The organism is Actinomycetospora soli, assembly GCF_021026295.1.
Classification (GTDB): domain Bacteria; phylum Actinomycetota; class Actinomycetes; order Mycobacteriales; family Pseudonocardiaceae; genus Actinomycetospora; species Actinomycetospora soli.
The window spans coordinates 181,089-199,377 of record NZ_JAJNDA010000010.1 but is presented as its reverse complement, the minus strand read 5'-3'; the positions used below and the strand labels follow the sequence as shown (position 1 = coordinate 199,377).

Below are 18,289 nucleotides of genomic sequence, written 5' to 3'. Positions count from 1 at the left end.
AGCGGTTTCTACCGGAACGACAGCCGCTCGGGCTCCTCCTCGAGCACCTCGGGCTCGTCGGAGTCGTCCGGGTCCTCGAGTTCGTCGGACTCGTCCGGGTCCTCGGGCAGCTCGTCGTCGTCCTCGTCGGACTCGGGGTCGTCGTCGAGCTCGTCCGGGGGTTCGTCCTCGGGTGGCTCGTCGGGCGGCTCCGGCTCGTCCTCGACGTCGGGCTCGTCCAGCTCGTCGGGCTCCTCCGGCTCGTCGACCGCGACCAAGAGCGCCTGAGAGAGAGGTCCGGGTCGACGACCCCGAGCCGTCGACCCGGACCCACACGAAGCTCGACCCGCTCCCCAGCGGTCGGTGGCCCCGTGCTCTGTACAACGAGAGACGCGCCCGCTCGACGCGCGTTGCCTCGAAACATGTTTGGATCGACGGTCTCACTCGACGGAGTGAACGACTCAGACGACCCGGCGACTGCTCGTGGTCTTCGTCGTCCGTGACGCGCTCGGCGTGCCCTCCTGGGCCGCGAGCACCGGCGAGCGGGCCAGCAGGAAGACACCGACGGTGAGCAGCAGCGCCCCCGCCACCCCGCCGAGGATCCACCAGCCGCCCGCGACCTCCTCGCCGAGCAGCCCGGTGCCCCACAGGAACGCGAGGATCGGGTTGCCGAGGGTGAGCCCGGGTTGGCTCGCGAGGAGCCGTCCCGCCCGCAGCCCGCTCTGCAGCGTCCAGAACGCGACCGGGCCGACCGGGATGAGCAGGTAGCTCTGCCAGGTCGTGAGGACCTCGCCGAGGCCGCCGAGCGCGAGCGCGTCGGCCATCGCCTTGATGATGACGGCGACGAACCCCGACCCGATGCCGGCCGCGATGCCGAAGAAGGCCGCCTTGCCCACCGCCCGGGACGTCGTGGCGATCCACACGCACACGGCGAGGGCGATCAGCGTGACCAGCGTGCCGAGCACCCACCGCACGTTGCCTGCCTCGAGCGCCTGGCCGCCGTGCGGTCGCAGGCAGGCGAGCAGCACGACGAGGCCGATGCTCATCAGGCCCACGGCCGACCACTCGTAGGGCCGGAGCGCGCCGCCGAGGATCCACCAGCCGACGAGCAGCGTGAACGGCAGCTCCATCACGAGCACCGGCTGGACGAGGGAGATCGACCCGAGCTGCAGGGCGAGGACCTGGCAGATCACGGCGCCGCCGAAGATCACGATCCCGAAGAGCCACGGCGGACGGCGCACCATGTCGCGGAACGAGCCCGCCGACAGGCCGCGCTGCCGCGCGCTGTCCTGGGCGGCCTTGCGCTGCAGCGTGAGGGCGAGCGCGTTGCCAAGACAGGCCAGGAGGACGAGCACCACGGCCATTCGGGTGCAGCCCCTCACGTCTCCGGCGGATCGGGTTGAGCCCGGCCATCCACAACCGGCACGCTCCGCTCCCATTGTCCACAGGTCGTGATCTCCACGCCCGGTGGGTGCGTCCGGAGGCCCTACCGTCGCTTTCGTGAGGGTTTCCGGACGACGGGTCGGGGCCGGTGGGCGGCGCGACCGCCGCGGTCCGGTCGGGTGGCGCCGCGCGCTGCTCCTGCGCCGGATCGCCGCCGGCGTGCTCGTGGTGCTCGCCGTCGTGCTCGGAGCGCTCGGCGCGGCGTCACCGGAGGTGGCGGGGTCGCCCGTCGTCGTCGCGTCCCGGGACCTCACGCCCGGCGAGGCGGTCGGCCCGGCCGACGTCGCCGTGGTGGGCCGCCCGCCGGACACCGTGCCGGAGGGCGCCCTGACCGCCGCGGCCGCCGCGACCGGAGGGCGCCTCGTCGGCGGGGTGCGAGCCGGGGAGGTGCTGACCGACGTCCGGCTGGTCGGGCCGGACGCGGCGCGCGCGTCGGCGGGAGCGGCCGATGGCGCGGGGGTGCCGCTGCGGCTGGCCGATCCGGCGGTCGCGGCGCTGGTGCGGCCGGGCGCGCTCGTCGACGTCGTCGGGGGTGCACGGGAGGGCACGGAGGGAGGAGCCATCCTCGCGCCGGGGGCCCGGGTGCTGGCCGTCCTGCCCGGCGAGGACCGTTCCAGCAGCCCCGTCGTGGTGGTCGCCCTGCCGGGGCCGGTCGCCGCCCGGGTCGCGGCGGCCACCATCGGTCAGGACGTGACGCTGACGCTGCGGTGACACCCGAGGGGCACACCGTGCCCGTCCCGGCGCCCTCGGAGCTGCCTCACGAGCACGTCGCGGGACCGGGCGGGTCAGCGCTCCCGGTCGTGGTGGGGCGGCCGCTCCCGCTCGTAGAAGCTGCGGGCGTCCTCGTCCCGCCCCCGGTCGGCGTCGTCGCGCTCGTCGGCGCTCGCCGGGGAGACGTCGCCGAACAACGCCTCGCGGGCCCGGCGACGGGCCCGTTCCGCGCGGTCGGGGTCGGTCAGTTCTCCTCCAGCCCGGAGAGCTCGGCGATCACGTGCGCGATGAGCGGCGTCAGCGTCGCCATGCCGTCGCGCACCGCGGCGCGGGAGGACGCCAGGTTCACCACGAGCGTCGACCCGGAGACGCCGACCAGCCCGCGCGAGAGTCCGGCGTCGACCGCGCCGGCGGCGAGCCCGGAGGCGCGGATGGCCTCGGCGATGCCGGGGATCGGGCGGTCGAGCACACCGGCGGTGGCGTCGGCGGTCACGGCCCGCGGGGACACCCCGGTGCCGCCGACCGTGATCACGACGTCCACCCCGCCGATGACGGCCGTGTTCAGCGCGTTGCGGATCGCCACCGACTCGCCCGGCACCACGATCGTGCCGTCGACGACCAGCCCGGCCTCGCCCAGCAGCTCGGTCACCAGCGGGCCGGTGGTGTCGGCCAGTTCGCCGGTCGAGATGCGGTCGTCGACGATGACGACGAGCGCCCGACCGAGCAGGTCGTCGCTGCCGCCCAGGTTCTCGATCGACGTCGTCGTGGCCCGCGGGAGTTCCATACCCCAGACCCTAGTCGGCGCCGGGGCAGCGCCTACCGTGACCGCCGTGCGCGTCCTCCTGACCGGCGGTGCCGGTTTCATCGGCTCCGCCATCGCCGACCAGCTCGCCGAGCGCGGCCACACGCCGGTGCTCCTCGACGCCCTGCTGCCGCAGGCCCACGCCGACGGCAAGGCCCCCGAGTGGCTCGACCGCTACGAGCTCGTCCACGGCGACGTCCGCGACGCCGACCTCCTCGACCGCCTGCTGCCCGACGTCGACGCGGTCTGCCACCAGGCCGCCATGGTCGGCCACGGCGTGGACCCCAACGACGCGCCCGCGTTCGCCGAGAACAACGACGTCGCCACCGCCGTGCTCCTCGCCGCGATGTACCGCTCGGGGCACCGCAAGCTCGTGATGGCGAGCTCGATGGTCGTCTACGGCGAGGGCCGCTACTCCTGCCCCGAGCACGGCGTGCAGCCGCCGCCCGCGCGGACGCAGGCCGACGTCGACGCCGGCCGCTACGACCTGCCGTGCCCCGTCTGCGGCCGCGACCTGCAGGGCGAGCTGATCCCGGAGGACGCCGCCCTCGAGCCGCGCTCCACCTACGCCGCCACGAAGCTCGCGCAGGAGCACCTCGCGGTCGCCTGGGCCCGCGCGACGGGCGGCCGGGTGTACGCGATGCGCTACCACAACGTGTACGGCCCCCGGATGCCGCAGAACACGCCGTACGCGGGCGTCGCGTCGATCTTCCGGTCGTCGCTCGAGCGCGGCGAGGCCCCGCGGGTCATGGAGGACGGGCGCCAGCGACGCGACTTCGTGCACGTCAGCGACGTCGCCGGCATCAACGTCGCCGCGCTCGAGGCCGCCGAGGAGACCACCCCGGCCGGCACGTGCACCCCGCTCAACGTCTGTTCGGGCGAGGTCCGCACCATCGCCGACCTCGCGAGCCAGCTCGCGGAGGCCATGGACGGGCCCGCGCCGCAGATCGTGGGCGGCGCGCGTCCCGGCGACGTCCGGCACGTGACCGCCGACCCCGCCCGCGCCGCCGAGCTGCTCGGCTTCCGCGCGCAGGTCGGCTTCGCCGAGGGCATCACCCGCTTCGCCACCGACCCGCTGCGCGCCGCGATCCGTTCCTGACGAGGCGTCGGGGACCCGGCTGCCGGCTGCCGCGGGGCGCCACGAGCGTGGCGCGCTGCTGACGCTGGACGTCAGCGGTGGGCCACGGCTGACGTGCGCGCACCTACCAGGTCGTCAGCACCAGGCTGTTCACCAGCAGCGCCAGGACGGCCTGGGCCGCGAGCCACCACCGGACGGACTTCGCCGGCAGCAGGGCGCAGGCCAGCACCATCCACGTGCCGAACGGCAGCCAGATCCGCTCGACCTCGGACTTGGAGAGCCCCGAGAGGTCGGCCGCCGTCACGGCGAGCACGGCCGCACCGACCAGGACGAGCAGCGCGACCGGGGCCTGCCGCGGCCACCAGGCGAGGCGACGCAGACCCACCACGACGGCGGGTCCGATGGCGAGCGCAAAGGCGGCCAGGTTGGCCCAGACCCAGTAGCTGTACGGACGCATGAGGCCGTACTCGCCGGGCTGGTAGTACCGGATCTTCACCTGGGTGTAGCCGTCGAACCAGAAGAAGCCACCGAGGTGGAACAGGCCGACCACCACGAGCACGCCCACCGTGGCGACCACCAGCGGCCACCACCGCCGCACCAGCACCGCGACCGCCACCGGCGCCAGCCCGAACGCGGCGAGCCCGTACGACAGGAACAGGCTCGCGCCGAACGCGAACCCGCCGAGCAGGCACAGGGCGGACCCGAGGACACCGCGGCGCACGGCGCCGAGCGCGAAGAACGCGACCGCCCACGCGAACACCGCGGCGAACATCCCGTCCGCGGAGACGCCGACCCACACCGCGCCGGGGAAGAGCACGCCGAACGGGATGTACCGGCGGGCGATGGCCCGGCCGGCCTCGACGGCGTCGGGCGCGAGCGGGAGCGACACCGATCCCGGGCGCAGCGGACCCCACGGCACCCCGCCGAGCGCGCCGATGGTCACGGCCACCGCGACCGCGGCGGACGCCCCGACGAACAGCGTGACGAGCGAGGCCGCCTCGCCGCCCGGCTCCCAGAACTGCGCGATCCAGACGTAGACGAGCGTCGCGAGCGGCGGGTGGCCCGAGGAGTGCGTGACCAGGGTGTCCGGGGTCATGCCGACGATCCGGTCGGCGAACGTCGTCAGGAACGGGCCCAGCCCGGGGTAGCGGCCGACCTCGACCAGGTACTCCGTCGGCGTGGTGAGCCGGTCGACGATGCCGACCTGGTAGCCGTCGATCAGGGCGAGGCAGAACGTCCACGCGGCCGCGGCGAGGTAGGTCACCACCAGCAGCGGGCCCCAGCGCAGGCGGGCCGCGACGGTCGGGCCGGCCGTCACGACCAGCGCCGCCACCACGACCGCCGAGATCCCGCCGGGCGAGAAGTGCGGCATCCACTCGGCGAGGATCGGCGGCCAGCCGACGAGGATCCTGACGCCGCGGTCGATGGCGGCCCAGCCGTAGAGGGCCGCCACCGCGACCAGCGCGCAGGCCGCCGCCGCGGCGATCAGGTCCCCGCGCAGCCGGGGGCCCCGTCGGGCGGACGTGTCGGGGGCCTCGTCGTCCCGCGGGCGCGTCGGCCCGAGCACCGTGCTCATCGCCACGGAGAGTACGAAGCGGACGTCAGGAGGCAGTGAGCAGGGCCCAGGCGGCGGGAAAAGGTGCTCCGATCGGATCACCTTCACCGCCGCTTCACGGCCGACGCGAGAAAGCAACCCGGTTGCGCGCGTCGGGACCCGACCTCATAGCGTGACCACGGTGAGCGGTCGTGTCGATGTGGTGCTCCCCTGCCTGAACGAGGTCGAGGCGCTCCCCGCCGTGCTCGACGCCCTGCCCGAGGGCTTCGACGCCGTGGTGGCCGACAACGGCTCCACCGACGGCACCCCGGACCTCGCCGCCGGGCGTGGCGCGCTGGTCGTCCACGAGCAGCGCAAGGGCTACGGCGCGGCCGTGCACGCCGGGCTGGAGGCGAGCCGCACCGAGGTCGTCGCCACGATCGACGCGGACGGATCCCTCGACCCCGCCGAGCTGCCGGCGATGGTCCGGCTGCTGCTCGACACCGACGCCGACCTCGTCGTCGGCCGCCGCGTCCCCGCGGCCAAGGGCGTGTGGCCCTGGCACGCGCGGCTGTCCAACCTCGTGCTCTCCGGCCTCATGCGGGCGCAGGGCGTCGGGGTCCGCGACATCGCCCCGGTGCGGGTGGCCCGCCGGCAGGCCCTGCTCGACCTCGGCATCACCGACCGCGCCTTCGGCTACCCGCTCGAGCTGCTCATCCGGGCCGGGGCGGCGGGCTGGACGATCCGCGAGGTCGACGTGGCGTACCGGCCGCGGGCCGGCGGACGGTCGAAGGTGTCCGGCTCGGTGCGCGGCACGGCCCGCGCGGTGCGGGACATGACGAAGGCCCTCGCCCGCACCCGCGCGCACGGCGCGTCGATCCGGGTGAACCGATGACACCGGGCGGTGCGAACGCGCCGATCATGCAGGACGACCAGGCAGGCGCGGGAACGTCCGGGGACGGCCCGACCGCCCGGGTGGTGCTGGTGCTCGCCAAGGCACCCGTGGCCGGCCGGGCGAAGACCCGGCTCACCCCGCCCGCCACCCCGCAGGGCGCGGCGCGGATCGCCGCCGCCGCGCTGCTGGACACCCTCGACGCCGCGGCGGCGGTACCCGGTGCGCGCGTGCTGGTGGCCCTGGAGGGCGACCTCGGCGACGCCGAGCGCGGAGACGAGATCGCGGCGGCCCTCGCCGGTCACACCGTCGTCCGCCAGCGCGGCGAGGCGCTCGGCGAGCGCATCGACGCCGTGCACTCCGACGCCGCCGTCCTCTTCCCGGGCGCGGCGACGGTGCAGGTGGGCATGGACACCCCGCAGCTCGACGCCGCGCTGCTCGACCGCGCGCTGCGCACCGTCGAGTCCGGCACGACGGCCGCGATCGGGCTCGCCCACGACGGCGGCTGGTGGGCCCTCGCACTGCACGACCCGCGCCGGGCGGCGATCATCTCCACCATCCCGACCTCTCGTGACGACACCGGCGCCCGGACCCTGGCCGCGCTGCGCGACGCCCTCGGCGACGACGCGGTGGCCGAGCTCGAGACGCTGTCCGACGTGGACACGGCCGACGACGCGGTCGCCGTGGCCGACCTCGTCCCCGACGGCCGGTTCGCGCGGGCGGTCGCGGAGCTCCTCGGCGACCGGGACGACGCCGTCCCCGCGCGCCACACCACCGCAACAGTGTCCGGAGGTGGACGCCCGTGACGTCGGTGAGCAGCCCCATGACCGAGCCGTTCGCCGTCGTGGACGCCGCCCGCGAACGTCCGGGGTCCGGCGCGGACACCCTCGACGGCACCGTCTTCGACGCCGCGCTCGCCGGGTTCGAGCACCGTCTCGTCCGTACCGACGGCGTCGTGCTGCCGCTCGCGGTGCAGCGCTGGCAGGACGACGCCGACGAGGTCGACGACTGGCTGCTCGAGCGCTGCTCCGGGGCCACGCTCGACCTCGGGTGCGGACCGGGCCGGCTCGTCGTCGCCCTGGCCGACCGCGGGGTCCCGGCGCTCGGCGTCGACGTCTCGGTCCAGGCCGTGCAGCGGTGCCTGCAGCGCGGCGCCGCGGTGCTGCACCGCGACGCCTTCGAGCGCCTCCCCGGGGAGGGCCGCTGGCAGCACGTGGTGCTGGCCGACGGCAACATCGGCATCGGCGGCGACCCGGTGGCGCTGCTGCGTCGCTGCGACCAGCTGCTGACCGAGTCCGGCACCGTCCTGCTCGAGGTCGAGCCCGGGACGGGGCTGTGGCAGGGCGCCGCGCACCTGGTCCGGGAGGACCGGGAGGACCCGCCGGACACCCCGCGCACCTGGTTCCCGTGGGCGGTGCTCGGGTCCGAGGCCGTCGACGAGGTCGCCGAGGCCGCCGGGCTGCGGGTCGTGGAGCGCTCCTGGTCGGAGTCGGCGCTGCCCGACCCGGCGGGCACCGCCCGGCCCGACGGCCGGGCGTTCGCCGTCCTCGCCCGCTGAGCCCGGGCCCGCCCCGCCGGCGGGCCGACCGGCGGGCTACCGCCCGCCGATCACCTGGCTGCCCAGGGTCACGGGCACCGTCCGCGGCGCGCCGCCGCCGGACGACACGGTCAACGTGACGACCTGCCCGGGCGGGCTCGACTGCACCGCGGCGACGAGGGCGTTCGCGTCCTCGATGGGCCGGTCGTCCACGCGCGTCACCAGGTCGTTCGCCTGCAGGCCCGCCGCGGCCGCCGGCGACCCCGGCGTGACCGACGCGATCGACGCCCCGCGGGCGCCGCGGTCGGCGACCTGCACGCCGATGATCGCCTGGGTGGCGCGGCCGGTCTCCACGAGCTCGGTCGCGATGCGCCGCGCGTGGTTCATGGGGATCGCGAAGCCGAGCCCGATCGACCCGCCCTCCTGGCCGGCGCCGCCGCCGGTGACGCTCGCGATCGCGGTGTTGATCCCGACGATGCGGCCGGCGGAGTCCGCGAGCGGCCCGCCGGAGTTGCCGGGGTTGATCGCGGCGTCGGTCTGGATGGCGTCGATGACGCTGCTCTGGTCGGCCGCCGACCCGCCGGCCGCGACCGGACGGCGCAGCGCCGAGACGATGCCGGTGGTGACGGTGCCGGAGAGCCCGAGCGGCGACCCGACGGCCACGACCGCCTGCCCCTGCCGGAGCTCGTCGGAGTCGCCCAGCGTGGCCGGCCGCAGGTTGCCCACCCCGCTGGCGCGCACCACCGCGATGTCGGCCGACGGCGCGGTGCCGACCAGCGTCACGGGCGCCGCCGTCCCGTCCGCGAACAGTGCCTGCAGGCCGCCGGACCGACCGGCGGCGAGGACGTGGTTGTTCGTCATGATCAGCCCGTCGGCGGAGATGACCACGCCGGACCCCGCGCCGGTGGCGCCGACGATCTGCACCGTGCTCGGCAGCACGGTCGCGGCGATGGCCTCCACCGAGCCCGCGGGCGCCGGCGGCAGCGGATCGGCGTCCGACGTCGATCCGAGCGAGGTCTGCGAGACCGAGGACGACGAGAACAGCGAGCCCGCGATCGCCCCGCCGACGAGGCCCGCGACGAGCGCCACCACCGCGACGAGGACGAGGCCGCGCCGCCCGACGCCACCACGCCCGGCGTCGGGAACGGGCTCCGGGCGGCCGGGGCCGGGGGTGCTCCAGCCCGCGCCCGCGTCGGCGGGGAAGCCGCCGGGCGGGGTGGCGGTCATGCCCGACGACGGGCCGGGTCGGCCCCAGCCGTAGTCGGACCCCGCCGCCGGGGCGGAGGCGCCGAACGGGGCCCCGGACCACGACCGGGTCGGCTCGGTGCCGCCCGGGCCGTCGGCCCAGCGGACCCCGCCGCCCGACCCGTAGCCGGTGCCGAGACCGGGCCGTTCGTCGGTCGACGGCTCCTCCCCCGCGCGGGCCGGCTCGCCGTCGGGACGGGGCGTCTCGCTCATGGCTCCCCAGCCTTCCTCATCGGCGTCCCCCGGGCCCGACGGGGAGGTCGGTGAGGAGGTCGGCGGGGAGGTCACCGTCCTCGCACGCGGTGATCGGGGAGGATCGGGGGTGATGAACCCCGGACCCGACGGACCCGCCGACGCCACGGCGGGGGCCGGCACCGAGCGACCCGGCCCGCCGTCGGGCTGGCACGTGCTCCTGGAGATCCCGCTGCGCCGCCGCGTGGCGATCCTGGTGTCGGTCGGGGCCGGGCTGCTCGTGGCGCTCATCGCCGTCGCGGTGTTCCTCACGGCCTACCGCGCGCTGTACGACCAGCTCGACGAGAGCCTCGTCGAGCGGGCCACCGCGGCGGCCTCGAGCGACCTCGCCGACCCGTCGCTGCTGTACCGGGCGGTGTCGTCCGACGCGCTCGCCGCAGGCGACTTCCGGGTCGCGATCGTGCTCGCCGACGGCCGGGCACTGTCCATCCAGGGCAGCGTGCCGCCGATCGGGAGCCCGGAGGTCGCGGTGGCGAGCGGGACCCCGCAGCCCCCGCGCACCGGGATCGTCGGCGGCGCCCCGTACCGGGTCGTCGCGGTGCAGGCGGGCACGGGCCGGGCACTGGTGCTCGCGCAGGAGCTGGAGCCGACACGGCGCACGCTCTCGCGGCTGGCGATCGTCCTCGTCGTCGTGGGATCCATCGGCGTCGTGCTCGCGGCGCTCGTCGGGGTCGCGATCGCCCGCGCCGGGCTGCGTCCGGTGGAGCGGCTGATCTCGGCGACCGAGCGCGTCGCGCGCACCGGCGACCTCCAGCCCATCACGGTGACCGGCGGCGACGAGATCGCGCGCCTCACGCGCAGCTTCAACGCGATGCTCGCCGCGCTCGCGTCCTCGATCGACCGGCAACGGCGTCTCGTCGCCGACGCCGGGCACGAGCTGCGGACGCCGCTGACGTCGCTGCGCACCAACCTCGAACTGCTCGTCGCCGCCGAGGAGGGCGCCGCGTCCGGGCGGCCCGACGCGCCGCGGCTCTCCCCGGAGGACCGGACCGAGCTGACCGACGACCTCCGGGCCCAGATCGACGAGCTCGCCACCCTCGTCGGCGACGTCGTGGAGCTCGCCCGCGACGACCCGCCCGAGGTCGCCGCCGAGCACCTGGACCTCTCCGAGGTCGTCGAGCGGGCCCTCGACCGCGCCCGGCCGCGGGCCCCGGGGGTCACGTTCGCCGCCGAGCTGGCGCCGCTGGAGGTCGTCGGGGACGCGAGCGCGCTGGAGCGGGCCGTGCTCAACCTGCTCGACAACGCGGCCAAGTGGAGCCCGCCGGGTGCCACGGTCACCGTCGTGCTGCGCGAGGGCATGGCGCCCGAACGGCCCGGCACCGCGGTGCTGGAGATCGCCGACGAGGGCCCGGGCATCGCGCCCGAGGAGCGCGAGCTCGTCTTCGACCGCTTCTTCCGCTCCGCCGACGCCCGCACGATGCCGGGCTCGGGGCTCGGGCTCTCGATCGTCGCCCAGACCGCGACCCGCCACCACGGCGGGGTCGCCGCGCACGAGGCGCCCTCGGGCGGGGCGCTACTGCGGCTGTGGCTGCCGCGCGCGTGAGCCGCCCGGCCGGGACAGCCACATCGCGCTGAGGGCCTGGCCCGCGAGGTCCAGCAAGTCGACGGTCACCGCCGCCAGCCAGGCCGCGGCCCGTCGTTGGGCAGGGCATGGACGGGGCCGGGCGCGTGCGATGACCACCACGCTGCCGCGCCCGCCCGCGCACCGCTCCCCCGAGCCGCCGCGCCCGGGCCGCGCCCGCCTCCTGCTCGCCGCGGTGCTCGCCGGGGCGGCGATCGCCGTCCCGGTCGCCCTGTCCGGCGGCCACCCGGCGGCGACCCCCGTGACGCCGCCGCCGGCGCTCGCGACCGGCGCCGACGCGAGCCCGACGACCGCCGCGGTCGACACCCTCGCCGCGGGTCGCGCGCTCGCGGCCCGCCCCGCCACCGGCGACGGCGTGTTCGACTCCGCGGTCGGGGACTTCGCGGGCCACTTCGACATGACCGCCGACGGCCAGGTCGACGGCGCCCCGCGCCCCCGCGTCGTCGACGGGCCGGGCCTGCGCTTCACGATCCCCGGGGGCGCCCGCCGCGCCGAGGTCCTGCCCCGGCTGCCCGAGTACCGGGAGGGCGACGACCTCTGGGTGCACGACGTGAGCCGCCTGCAGGACCTGCCGACCGACACCGACACCTGGCAACTCGTGCTGCAGTGGCACCAGCGCGCCAACTCCGGCTCCCCACCGATCGCGCTGGAGGCGGGGCAGGGACGGCTGCGGCTGGCCAACGTCGGCACCGACCACCAGGACCTCGGTCCGCTGCGACCCGACGACACGATCGACGTGGTGCTGCACGTGCACTTCTCGCGGTCGCCGGACGACGCGGTGATCGACGTGTGGCGCGACGGGCGGCCCGCGCTGCTCGGCCACCATCCGCCGCAGGGCACCCTGCTCGACGGCGGCGACTACCTGAAGCTCGGCCTCTACCGCGACCCGTCGATCACGCAGGACTCCGCGATGACGACGACGCGCCTCGTCGCCGGCCCCACCGCGGAGTCGATCAACGTGCAGGGCATCACCCCGCGGCGCTGACCGGTCAGGCGTCGGCGCGCAGCACGTACCCCACGCCGCGCACGGTGTGGATCAGGCGGGGCTCGCCGTCGGCCTCGGTCTTGCGCCGCAGGTAACCGATGTAGACCTCGAGCGCGTTCCCCGTCGTCGGGAAGTCGTAGCCCCAGACCTCCTCGAGGATGCGGCTGCGGGTGAGCACGCGGCGGGGGTTCGCGATGAGCAGCTCGAGCAGGCTGAACTCGGTGCGCGTGAGCGTGATGGCGCGGTCGCCGCGCTTCACGTCGCGGGTCACGGGGTCGAGCGAGAGGTCGGCGAAGGTCAGCGGGTCGGGCGTGTCGTCGCGGTCGCGGTCCTCCGGCGAGGTGCGCCGCAACAGCGCCCGCAGCCGCGCGAGGAGCTCCTCGAGCGCGAACGGCTTGGCGAGGTAGTCGTCCGCCCCGGCGTCGAGCCCGGCGACCCGGTCCGACACCGCCTCGCGGGCGGTGAGCACGAGCACGGGGAGGTCGTCGCCGGCGCTGCGCAGCCGCCGGCACACCTCGAGGCCGTCGAGGCGGGGCATCATGACGTCGAGGACGAGCGCGTCCGGGCGTTCCTGCTGGATGGTGTCCAGGGCCTGCTGCCCGTCGGTGGCCAGTTCGACCTGGTAGCCGTTGAACGCCAGGGACCGGCGCAGCGAGTCGCGCACGGCCCGGTCGTCGTCGACGACGAGGATCCGCATGGCACCACTATGGACAGGAGTCCTGAGAGGTGCCTGAGGCCCGTGAGCAGTTGTGACGGCCATAGCCGTCACAGGTACTCACGGGCGCGCAGCGCACCTCTAGAACTCGACCCGCGCCAGCCCGACGACCTCCGCGCGCCAGTCCGCGTAGGCCTTGCCGATCGCCGCGTCGTCCGGGCCCTGGTCGGTCGGCCCGCTGTGACCGGTGCCGGTGACCTTGGCCGCGATCTGCTCGGCGGTCCAGCTCGAGTTCGCGACGCGCACGGTCAGGCGCTCGGGCGCCCGCTCGGCGCGCAGGGCGTGGGCGAGCACGCGCAGCATCGCGGCGCGGGCGTCGGCGTCGTCCGGGGCGTCGACGTCGACGTTGGTCTGCCCGCCGACGAGCAGGACCTCCGCGCCCGGCGCGAGCGTCGGGAGCACCGTCGCGGCCGCGCGGAAGCGGGAGAGCATGCCCTGGGTGAGGAACTGCTCGACCTTCGCGACGACGCTGCCCTCACCCGGGGTCATGGCCACCGGGAGCTGGACGTAGCCGTCGAAGGTCCGCCCGCTCACGGCCTCGCCGAGCCGGCCCGGGTCGTCCACCACGACCGTCTCCGCACCCGCCGCCCTCACCGCGGCCGTCACCTGCTCGAGCCGCTCGCCGCCACCGGTCACCAGCACCGTCGTCATGGTCGGGAACCCTAACCAGCGAGCGGGTCACCCGTCAGCGGCGAGATCGGTTCAGCGGGACGCACCATAGATCGCGACCGCGGTCGGCGACGGCGGGCCGGAACCGACCCGCGGTCTCCGATCGCGGCCTCAGAGGCGCAGGGCCTCGAGGAGCTCCACCTGCCCCATGAGCTCGAGGGTGTCGTCGTCGAGCGGACGGCCGTAGGCGACCGCGAGGTCCTTCGCGCTCGTGCCCAGCGCCTTCCAGCCGAGCTCGGCGAGGTGGACCTCCGGGGTCCGCCCGCGCTCCTCGGGGTAGAACAGCTCGCCGATCTCGAGCCCGAGGGCCTGCTGCATCCCGCGGAAGCGCGGGTGGTCGGCGATGAGGGTCGAGGCCGACGCGAAGTGCTCGACGGCGATGCGGCTGCCGGGCGCGGACAGCTGCTGGACCCGCTCGAAGAGCAGGTCCTCGGCCTCGGCCGGCAGGTAGGGCAGGAGTCCCTCGGCGAGCCAGGCCGTCGGCACCGACGGGTCGAACCCGGCCGCCGTGAGGGCGGCCGGCCAGTCGTCGCGCAGGTCGACGGTGACCGGGACCCGCCGGACGCTCGCCCGCGCCGACTCCTCGTCGAGCACGCGGTCCTTGAACTCGAGCACCGCGTCCTGGTCGACCTCGTAGACCGTCACGCCGTCGGGCCACGGGAGCCGATAGGCGCGCGCGTCGAGGCCGGCGGCGAGGATCACGACCTGGCGGATCCCCTCCCGCGCGGCGTCGGTGAAGAACTCGTCGAAGAAGCGCGACCGGATGCCCATGTAGGTCGACATCGCGCCCCAGGTGTCCTCCGAGTCCGCGTCGGCGGTCGCGGTGCCGGGCAGCTTCACGTCGAGCCCCGCGCGGTCGACGAACGCCTGCGCGAAGGGGTCGTCGACGAGCGGGGCGGGGTGCCTGCTCTCCACCGCGCGCGCTGCCGCGACGCCCAGGGCCGTGGCCCCGACGCTCGTCGTGATGTCCCACCGGTCCCCGTTGGTTCGCATGCCTAACGAGTACCCGGTAGGGCACAACCGAAAGCGGTTGCTGCGTATCAGCTCACAGCGATCGCCTGGATGCCGAGGCTGCTCGCGGCCACCAGCACCCACAGGCAACCGCCGAGGAGCAGGGGACGCACCCCGGCGCGACGGAGATCGGCGAGGCGCATCGAGAGCCCGATGCCCGCGAGGGCGGTGGTGATGAGGAAGGTGCCGACCGCCGTGACCGCCGGGTGCCACGAGGTCGGCACCACCCCGACCGTCGTCAGCGCCGAGGCGACGACGAAGCCCACGAGGAAGAGCGGGACGAGCCGGGTCCAGGGCAGGGGGCGTCGCCCCGGGGCGGGCGCGGCGCCGCCCCGCCGGGCGACCAGGAACGCGACCGCCATGACGACCGGGATGATCATCAGGCTGCGCGTCAGCTTGACGACGACCGAGTACGGGCCGGCGTCCCCGCCGTAGGCGTACCCGGCGGCCACCACCGACGAGGTGTCATTGATCGCGGTCCCCGCCCAGAGGCCGAAGGCGTGCGGGTCGAGCCCGAGCAGGTGCCCGATCGGCGGGAAGGCGAGCACCGCGGCGATGTTGAAGACGAAGATCGTGCCGATCGCGTAGGCCACGGTCGACTCCCGGGCGCGCAGCACCGACTGGGTGGCGGCGATGGCCGACGCACCGCAGATCGCGGTGCCCACCCCCACCAGCAGGGTCGTGTCCCGCTCGATGCCGAGCAGGCGACCGAGGAGCCAGGCGCCCCCGAGGGCGACCACGAGCGTGCCGAGCATGACCGGCAGCGAGGACAGGCCGACCGCGGCGACCTGGGTCAGCGACAGGGTGGCACCCAGCACGACGATCGACGCCTGCAGCACCGGCCGCGCCGCCACGGCGAAGCCCGGCCGCCAGCGCGGACCCGGCGCCAGGACGGTGGCCAGCAGCAGGCCGATGACGATGCCGAGGACGGGCCCGCCCACGACCGGGACCTCGGCGCCGGCCGCCGTCGCGACGCCCGCGACGGCGAGCGCGGCGAGCAGGCCCGGCACCACGTCGCGGACCCGCCGGACGACCACGACCGGCGTCGTCGTCGTCCTCGTCCCCGGGGTCTCGCTGACCGCCATCCCGACCGCCTCCGCTCGAATGTCCGTACCGATCTGTCCGGACATTAGGCCCGGCACGATGTACGGTCAAGCGAGGAGGTGAGCGATGGGACCGCGGGCACTGCGCCGGGCCGACGGGCGGCCGCTGTGGGGTCAGCTGCAGGACGACCTCGTCCGCCGCATCCACGCGCGGGAGTTCGACGCCGCGTTCCCCGGCGAGATCGCGCTCACCGAGGAGTACGCGGTGAGCCGCTACACCGTGCGGCAGGCCCTCTCCCAGCTCCGGGCGGACGGCGTGGTGGTGGCCGAGCGCGGGCGTGCGCCGCGGGTCGCGCGTCCGGGGCCGCCGCCGGCGATCGACCAGCCGGTCGGGGAGGCCTACAGCCTGTTCGCCGCCGTCGAGGAGGCCGGTCGGACGCAGACGAGCGAGGTCCGACGCCTCGAGCGCGTCGCGGACGGGGTGGTCGCCCGGCGCCTGGACCTCGAGGAGTCCACCCCGCTGCTCGTCGTCGAGCGGCTCCGGCTCTCCGACGGCGAGCCGCTGGCCTGGGACCGGGCGTGGCTGCCCTTCGCCGACGCCGAGCCCCTCGTCGAGGCGGACCTCACCCGCACCGCCCTCTACGGCGAGCTCGCGGCGCGCGCCGGCCTGCGCGTCGACGGCGGCCGCGAGCGCATCCACGCGGAGGTGGCCGCACCCGCCGTCGGGAACCTCCTCGACATCGCCCCGGGCGCACCCGTCTTCCGGATCGAGCGGCTGGGGACCGCCGAGGACCGGCCCGTCGAGTGGCGGCACACCGTGATCCGCGCCGACCGCTTCCACCTCACGGCGAGCTTCGGCCGGCGCTCGGCGCCCTGGTCGATCCAACGCGACGACATCCACCTGGGAGGCACGCGATGACCGACATCGATCCCGACGAGGCCCGGCGCCGGCTGGCGGCCGGGGAGGCCGTGCTCGTCGACGTGCGGGAGCCGGACGAGTGGGCGGCCGGGCACGCACCCGGGTCGCTGCACCGACCGCTCGGTGAGCTGGACCCCGCGGAGTTCGCGGCCCGCACCGTGATCACCACCTGCCGGGGCGGCGGCCGCGGCGGCCGGGCCGCCGAGCAGCTCGCCGGGGCCGGCGTCGACGCGGCGAGCCTGGCGGGCGGCCTGCGCGCGTACGCCGAGCACGGCGGGGCACTGGTGCGCGACGACGGGTCGCCCGGCAGGCTCGACGCATGACCCTCGACGACACCCTCGCCCGCTGGCACGCCATGGTCGAGCGGCGCGACATGAGCGAGCTGCCGGAGATCGTGCACCCCGACGCGGTGTTCCGGTCGCCCGTCGCGCACACGCCCTACCCCTCGCGGGACGCGGTGGTGCTCGCCCTGTCCACCGTGCTCACCGTGTTCGAGGACTTCCGCTACCACCGGCAGTTCCGCGAGGGGTCGGACGCGGTGCTGGAGTTCGCGGCGACGGTCGACGGCAAGGCGCTGCGCGGCGTCGACCTGATCCACGTGGACGACGACGGGCTGATCACCGAGTTCGAGGTGATGGTGCGGCCGCTGTCGGGGCTGCAGGCGCTCGGCGCGGCCATGGGACAGCGGGTCGGGGCGCAGCTGACGACGTTCAAGGACGCCTGAGCGCGGGCAGTCAGGGCCCCGTGACGACGATCGCGATCATCGGGGCCGGGCGCGGACTGGGCGCCGCGACGGCGCGACGCTTCGGCGCGGAGGGCTTCGACGTCGCGCTGGTCTCGCGCAACCTCGACCGGGCGCGCGGGTTGGCGGCGGACCTCGTCGCCGAGGGCGTCTCCGCGCACGGCTTCGCCACCGACGCCCGCGACCCGGCTGCTCTCGCGCGCACGCTGGAGCGGATCACCGAGACCGTCGGGCCGATCGAGGTGCTGCAGTACAGCCCGCTGCCGCAGAAGGACTTCCTGCGGCCGGTGCTCGAGACGACGGCCGCCGACCTCGTCGGGCCGGTGGAGACGTCGATCTACGGCCCGGTCGCCGCGGTGCACCAGGTGCTGCCGGGGATGCGCTTCCTCGGGCGCGGCACGGTGCTGTTCGTCAACGGCGGCTCCGGGGCGCGGCCGTCGTCGCGCGTGGCGGGCACCTCGATCGCGTTCGCCGGGCTCGGCGCCTTCGCGACGATGCTGCACGACGAGGTCGCCGCCGACGGCGTCCACGTCGCGCAGCTGATCATCCCCGGGGCGATCGAGCCCGGGCACCCGCGCAAGGACCCGGCCGTGCTCGGCGGGACGCTGTGGTCGATGCACACCGGGCGCGATGAGTTCCGCGTGTTCGCCGAGTCCCTGGATGCGTGACCCTCTCGCCCCGCCTGGCCGCGATCGTCGACGCCCTGCCGCTCGAGCCGTGGATGCGCGTGCTCGAGATCGGCTGCGGGCCGGGTGCCGCCGCGCGTGAGGTGGCCCGCCGGGTGACGTTCGTGCTCGGCGTCGACCGGTCCGTCGCTGCCGTGCGGGCCTTCCGGACGGCGAGTGCGGACGCGATCGCCGCCGGGCGCCTGGCCGTGCGGTGCGTGGCCGTGGAGGACCTCGCGCCGGCGCCGGGCGAGGAGCCGTTCGACCTGGCGTTCGCGACGCGGGTGGGTGTGCTCGACGGTCGGCACCCGGGAGCCGCGGCGACGGCCGCGATCCGTGCGGCGCTGCGGCCGGGCGGGCGGTTGTTCGTCGACGGGGTCGAGCGGGTGCTGCCCGAGTTGCCGCCAGGTGCACAGCAGGCAGGCTCCGGACCGGGCACCTCTGCCTGACGTCCGCCTCGCGAACGCCGATGCCGCTGCTCCGAA

The 18,289-nt window shown here is 75.7% G+C and carries 22 protein-coding genes; 12 read left to right on the top strand and 10 right to left on the bottom strand.

The genetic code is table 11. From position 1 onward, the window contains the following. Positions 1 to 8: 8 nt before the first annotated feature. Both LN037_RS18075 and LN037_RS18070 read right to left on the bottom strand, forming a co-directional pair. Positions 9 to 257 carry a hypothetical protein gene (locus LN037_RS18075; protein WP_230755221.1) on the bottom strand — a complete coding sequence of 83 codons (249 nt, stop codon included), beginning with the start codon at positions 255 to 257 and terminating at the stop codon, positions 9 to 11. Between the two features lie 183 nt (positions 258 to 440). Next, the gene (locus LN037_RS18070) at positions 441 to 1,337 is read right to left on the bottom strand and encodes a DMT family transporter (RefSeq protein WP_230755110.1); all 897 of its coding nucleotides are present in this window, start codon (positions 1,335 to 1,337) and stop codon (positions 441 to 443) included. Positions 1,338 to 1,479: 142 nt separating this feature from the next. On the opposite strand from LN037_RS18070, the gene LN037_RS18065 reads away from it, so the two are divergent. Beyond that, complete coding sequence (locus LN037_RS18065) at positions 1,480 to 2,133, top strand: SAF domain-containing protein (RefSeq protein WP_230755109.1); 654 nt, start codon at positions 1,480 to 1,482, stop codon at positions 2,131 to 2,133. A 74-nt stretch (positions 2,134 to 2,207) separates the two neighbouring features. Here LN037_RS18065 and LN037_RS32755 read toward each other — a convergent pair whose 3' ends face one another. Further along, positions 2,208 to 2,330: a hypothetical protein gene (locus LN037_RS32755; RefSeq protein ID WP_255694365.1), complete on the bottom strand. Its 123-nt coding sequence runs from the start codon at positions 2,328 to 2,330 to the stop codon at positions 2,208 to 2,210. A 47-nt stretch (positions 2,331 to 2,377) separates the two neighbouring features. Further along, entirely contained in the window at positions 2,378 to 2,917 is a 540-nt protein-coding gene (locus LN037_RS18060; protein ID WP_230755107.1) for a MogA/MoaB family molybdenum cofactor biosynthesis protein, read from the bottom strand. A 46-nt stretch (positions 2,918 to 2,963) separates the two neighbouring features. Between LN037_RS18060 and LN037_RS18055 the strand changes: the two genes are divergently transcribed. Further along, positions 2,964 to 4,034: an NAD-dependent epimerase/dehydratase family protein gene (locus LN037_RS18055; RefSeq protein ID WP_230755105.1), complete on the top strand. Its 1,071-nt coding sequence runs from the start codon at positions 2,964 to 2,966 to the stop codon at positions 4,032 to 4,034. 103 nt (positions 4,035 to 4,137) lie between these two features. Here the strand turns inward: LN037_RS18055 and LN037_RS18050 are convergent, their stop codons facing one another. Continuing rightward, positions 4,138 to 5,589, bottom strand: a complete 1,452-nt coding sequence (locus tag LN037_RS18050) for a hypothetical protein (RefSeq protein WP_230755098.1) — start codon at positions 5,587 to 5,589, stop codon at positions 4,138 to 4,140. 160 nt (positions 5,590 to 5,749) lie between these two features. On the opposite strand from LN037_RS18050, the gene LN037_RS18045 reads away from it, so the two are divergent. The 3 genes from LN037_RS18045 to LN037_RS18035 are packed head-to-tail and all read left to right on the top strand — an operon-like array spanning position 5,750 to position 7,997. Further along, positions 5,750 to 6,442 (top strand): glycosyltransferase family 2 protein, encoded by a 693-nt coding sequence (locus LN037_RS18045; protein ID WP_230755096.1) that lies wholly within the window; start codon positions 5,750 to 5,752, stop codon positions 6,440 to 6,442. 26 nt (positions 6,443 to 6,468) lie between these two features. Beyond that, complete coding sequence (locus tag LN037_RS18040) at positions 6,469 to 7,245, top strand: TIGR04282 family arsenosugar biosynthesis glycosyltransferase (protein WP_230755206.1); 777 nt, start codon at positions 6,469 to 6,471, stop codon at positions 7,243 to 7,245. Positions 7,246 to 7,262: 17 nt separating this feature from the next. Beyond that, entirely contained in the window at positions 7,263 to 7,997 is a 735-nt protein-coding gene (locus LN037_RS18035; RefSeq protein WP_230755094.1) for a class I SAM-dependent methyltransferase, read from the top strand. Between the two features lie 36 nt (positions 7,998 to 8,033). Here the strand turns inward: LN037_RS18035 and LN037_RS18030 are convergent, their stop codons facing one another. Next, complete coding sequence (locus LN037_RS18030) at positions 8,034 to 9,434, bottom strand: S1C family serine protease (protein WP_230755092.1); 1,401 nt, start codon at positions 9,432 to 9,434, stop codon at positions 8,034 to 8,036. Positions 9,435 to 9,546: 112 nt separating this feature from the next. On the opposite strand from LN037_RS18030, the gene LN037_RS18025 reads away from it, so the two are divergent. Together LN037_RS18025 and LN037_RS18020 are read left to right on the top strand one after the other, a co-directional pair. Continuing rightward, positions 9,547 to 11,016 (top strand): HAMP domain-containing sensor histidine kinase, encoded by a 1,470-nt coding sequence (locus tag LN037_RS18025; protein ID WP_230755090.1) that lies wholly within the window; start codon positions 9,547 to 9,549, stop codon positions 11,014 to 11,016. Positions 11,017 to 11,146: 130 nt separating this feature from the next. Beyond that, on the top strand, positions 11,147 to 12,040 hold the full coding sequence (locus tag LN037_RS18020) for a heparin lyase I family protein (protein WP_230755088.1): 894 nt from the start codon (positions 11,147 to 11,149) through the stop codon (positions 12,038 to 12,040). A gap of 4 nt (positions 12,041 to 12,044) precedes the next feature. Here the strand turns inward: LN037_RS18020 and LN037_RS18015 are convergent, their stop codons facing one another. The 4 genes from LN037_RS18015 to LN037_RS18000 form a co-directional block, all read right to left on the bottom strand. Next, on the bottom strand, positions 12,045 to 12,737 hold the full coding sequence (locus LN037_RS18015; RefSeq protein WP_230755086.1) for a response regulator transcription factor: 693 nt from the start codon (positions 12,735 to 12,737) through the stop codon (positions 12,045 to 12,047). Positions 12,738 to 12,836: 99 nt separating this feature from the next. After that, the gene (locus tag LN037_RS18010) at positions 12,837 to 13,406 is read right to left on the bottom strand and encodes a hypothetical protein (RefSeq protein ID WP_230755085.1); all 570 of its coding nucleotides are present in this window, start codon (positions 13,404 to 13,406) and stop codon (positions 12,837 to 12,839) included. 129 nt (positions 13,407 to 13,535) lie between these two features. Then, the gene (locus LN037_RS18005; RefSeq protein ID WP_230755083.1) at positions 13,536 to 14,417 is read right to left on the bottom strand and encodes a class I SAM-dependent methyltransferase; all 882 of its coding nucleotides are present in this window, start codon (positions 14,415 to 14,417) and stop codon (positions 13,536 to 13,538) included. Between the two features lie 47 nt (positions 14,418 to 14,464). Continuing rightward, positions 14,465 to 15,520: a YeiH family protein gene (locus tag LN037_RS18000; protein ID WP_230755075.1), complete on the bottom strand. Its 1,056-nt coding sequence runs from the start codon at positions 15,518 to 15,520 to the stop codon at positions 14,465 to 14,467. 85 nt (positions 15,521 to 15,605) lie between these two features. On the opposite strand from LN037_RS18000, the gene LN037_RS17995 reads away from it, so the two are divergent. Genes LN037_RS17995 through LN037_RS17975 form a run of 5 tightly spaced genes read left to right on the top strand, consistent with a single transcriptional unit; the run spans position 15,606 to position 18,253 of the window. After that, entirely contained in the window at positions 15,606 to 16,397 is a 792-nt protein-coding gene (locus tag LN037_RS17995) for a GntR family transcriptional regulator (RefSeq protein WP_230755073.1), read from the top strand. After that, a complete protein-coding gene (locus LN037_RS17990; RefSeq protein WP_230755071.1) occupies positions 16,394 to 16,720 on the top strand; it encodes a rhodanese-like domain-containing protein in 327 nt (108 codons plus the stop codon). Before LN037_RS17995 ends, LN037_RS17990 begins: the two co-directional genes overlap by 4 nt. Further along, complete coding sequence (locus tag LN037_RS17985) at positions 16,717 to 17,121, top strand: nuclear transport factor 2 family protein (RefSeq protein WP_230755069.1); 405 nt, start codon at positions 16,717 to 16,719, stop codon at positions 17,119 to 17,121. The genes LN037_RS17990 and LN037_RS17985 overlap by 4 nt, the downstream gene beginning before the upstream one ends. A gap of 20 nt (positions 17,122 to 17,141) precedes the next feature. Continuing rightward, positions 17,142 to 17,807 (top strand): SDR family NAD(P)-dependent oxidoreductase, encoded by a 666-nt coding sequence (locus LN037_RS17980; RefSeq protein ID WP_230755067.1) that lies wholly within the window; start codon positions 17,142 to 17,144, stop codon positions 17,805 to 17,807. Then, on the top strand, positions 17,804 to 18,253 hold the full coding sequence (locus tag LN037_RS17975) for an SAM-dependent methyltransferase (protein ID WP_230755065.1): 450 nt from the start codon (positions 17,804 to 17,806) through the stop codon (positions 18,251 to 18,253). Before LN037_RS17980 ends, LN037_RS17975 begins: the two co-directional genes overlap by 4 nt. Positions 18,254 to 18,289: the final 36 nt, after the last annotated feature.

Bases quoted from the DNA above. Each gene is read 5' to 3' on its own strand.
- LN037_RS18060 (WP_230755107.1), bottom strand. From the start codon at position 2,917: ATGGAACTCCCGCGGGCCACGACGACGTCGATCGAGAACCTGGGCGGC.
- LN037_RS18050 (WP_230755098.1), bottom strand. From the start codon at position 5,589: ATGAGCACGGTGCTCGGGCCGACGCGCCCGCGGGACGACGAGGCCCCC.
- LN037_RS18040 (WP_230755206.1), top strand. From the start codon at position 6,469: ATGCAGGACGACCAGGCAGGCGCGGGAACGTCCGGGGACGGCCCGACC.
- LN037_RS18035 (WP_230755094.1), top strand. From the start codon at position 7,263: ATGACCGAGCCGTTCGCCGTCGTGGACGCCGCCCGCGAACGTCCGGGG.
- LN037_RS18030 (WP_230755092.1), bottom strand. From the start codon at position 9,434: ATGAGCGAGACGCCCCGTCCCGACGGCGAGCCGGCCCGCGCGGGGGAG.
- LN037_RS18025 (WP_230755090.1), top strand. From the start codon at position 9,547: ATGAACCCCGGACCCGACGGACCCGCCGACGCCACGGCGGGGGCCGGC.
- LN037_RS18020 (WP_230755088.1), top strand. From the start codon at position 11,147: ATGACCACCACGCTGCCGCGCCCGCCCGCGCACCGCTCCCCCGAGCCG.
- LN037_RS18015 (WP_230755086.1), bottom strand. From the start codon at position 12,737: ATGCGGATCCTCGTCGTCGACGACGACCGGGCCGTGCGCGACTCGCTG.
- LN037_RS18010 (WP_230755085.1), bottom strand. From the start codon at position 13,406: ATGACGACGGTGCTGGTGACCGGTGGCGGCGAGCGGCTCGAGCAGGTG.
- LN037_RS18005 (WP_230755083.1), bottom strand. From the start codon at position 14,417: ATGCGAACCAACGGGGACCGGTGGGACATCACGACGAGCGTCGGGGCC.
- LN037_RS18000 (WP_230755075.1), bottom strand. From the start codon at position 15,520: ATGGCGGTCAGCGAGACCCCGGGGACGAGGACGACGACGACGCCGGTC.
- LN037_RS17995 (WP_230755073.1), top strand. From the start codon at position 15,606: ATGGGACCGCGGGCACTGCGCCGGGCCGACGGGCGGCCGCTGTGGGGT.
- LN037_RS17990 (WP_230755071.1), top strand. From the start codon at position 16,394: ATGACCGACATCGATCCCGACGAGGCCCGGCGCCGGCTGGCGGCCGGG.
- LN037_RS17985 (WP_230755069.1), top strand. From the start codon at position 16,717: ATGACCCTCGACGACACCCTCGCCCGCTGGCACGCCATGGTCGAGCGG.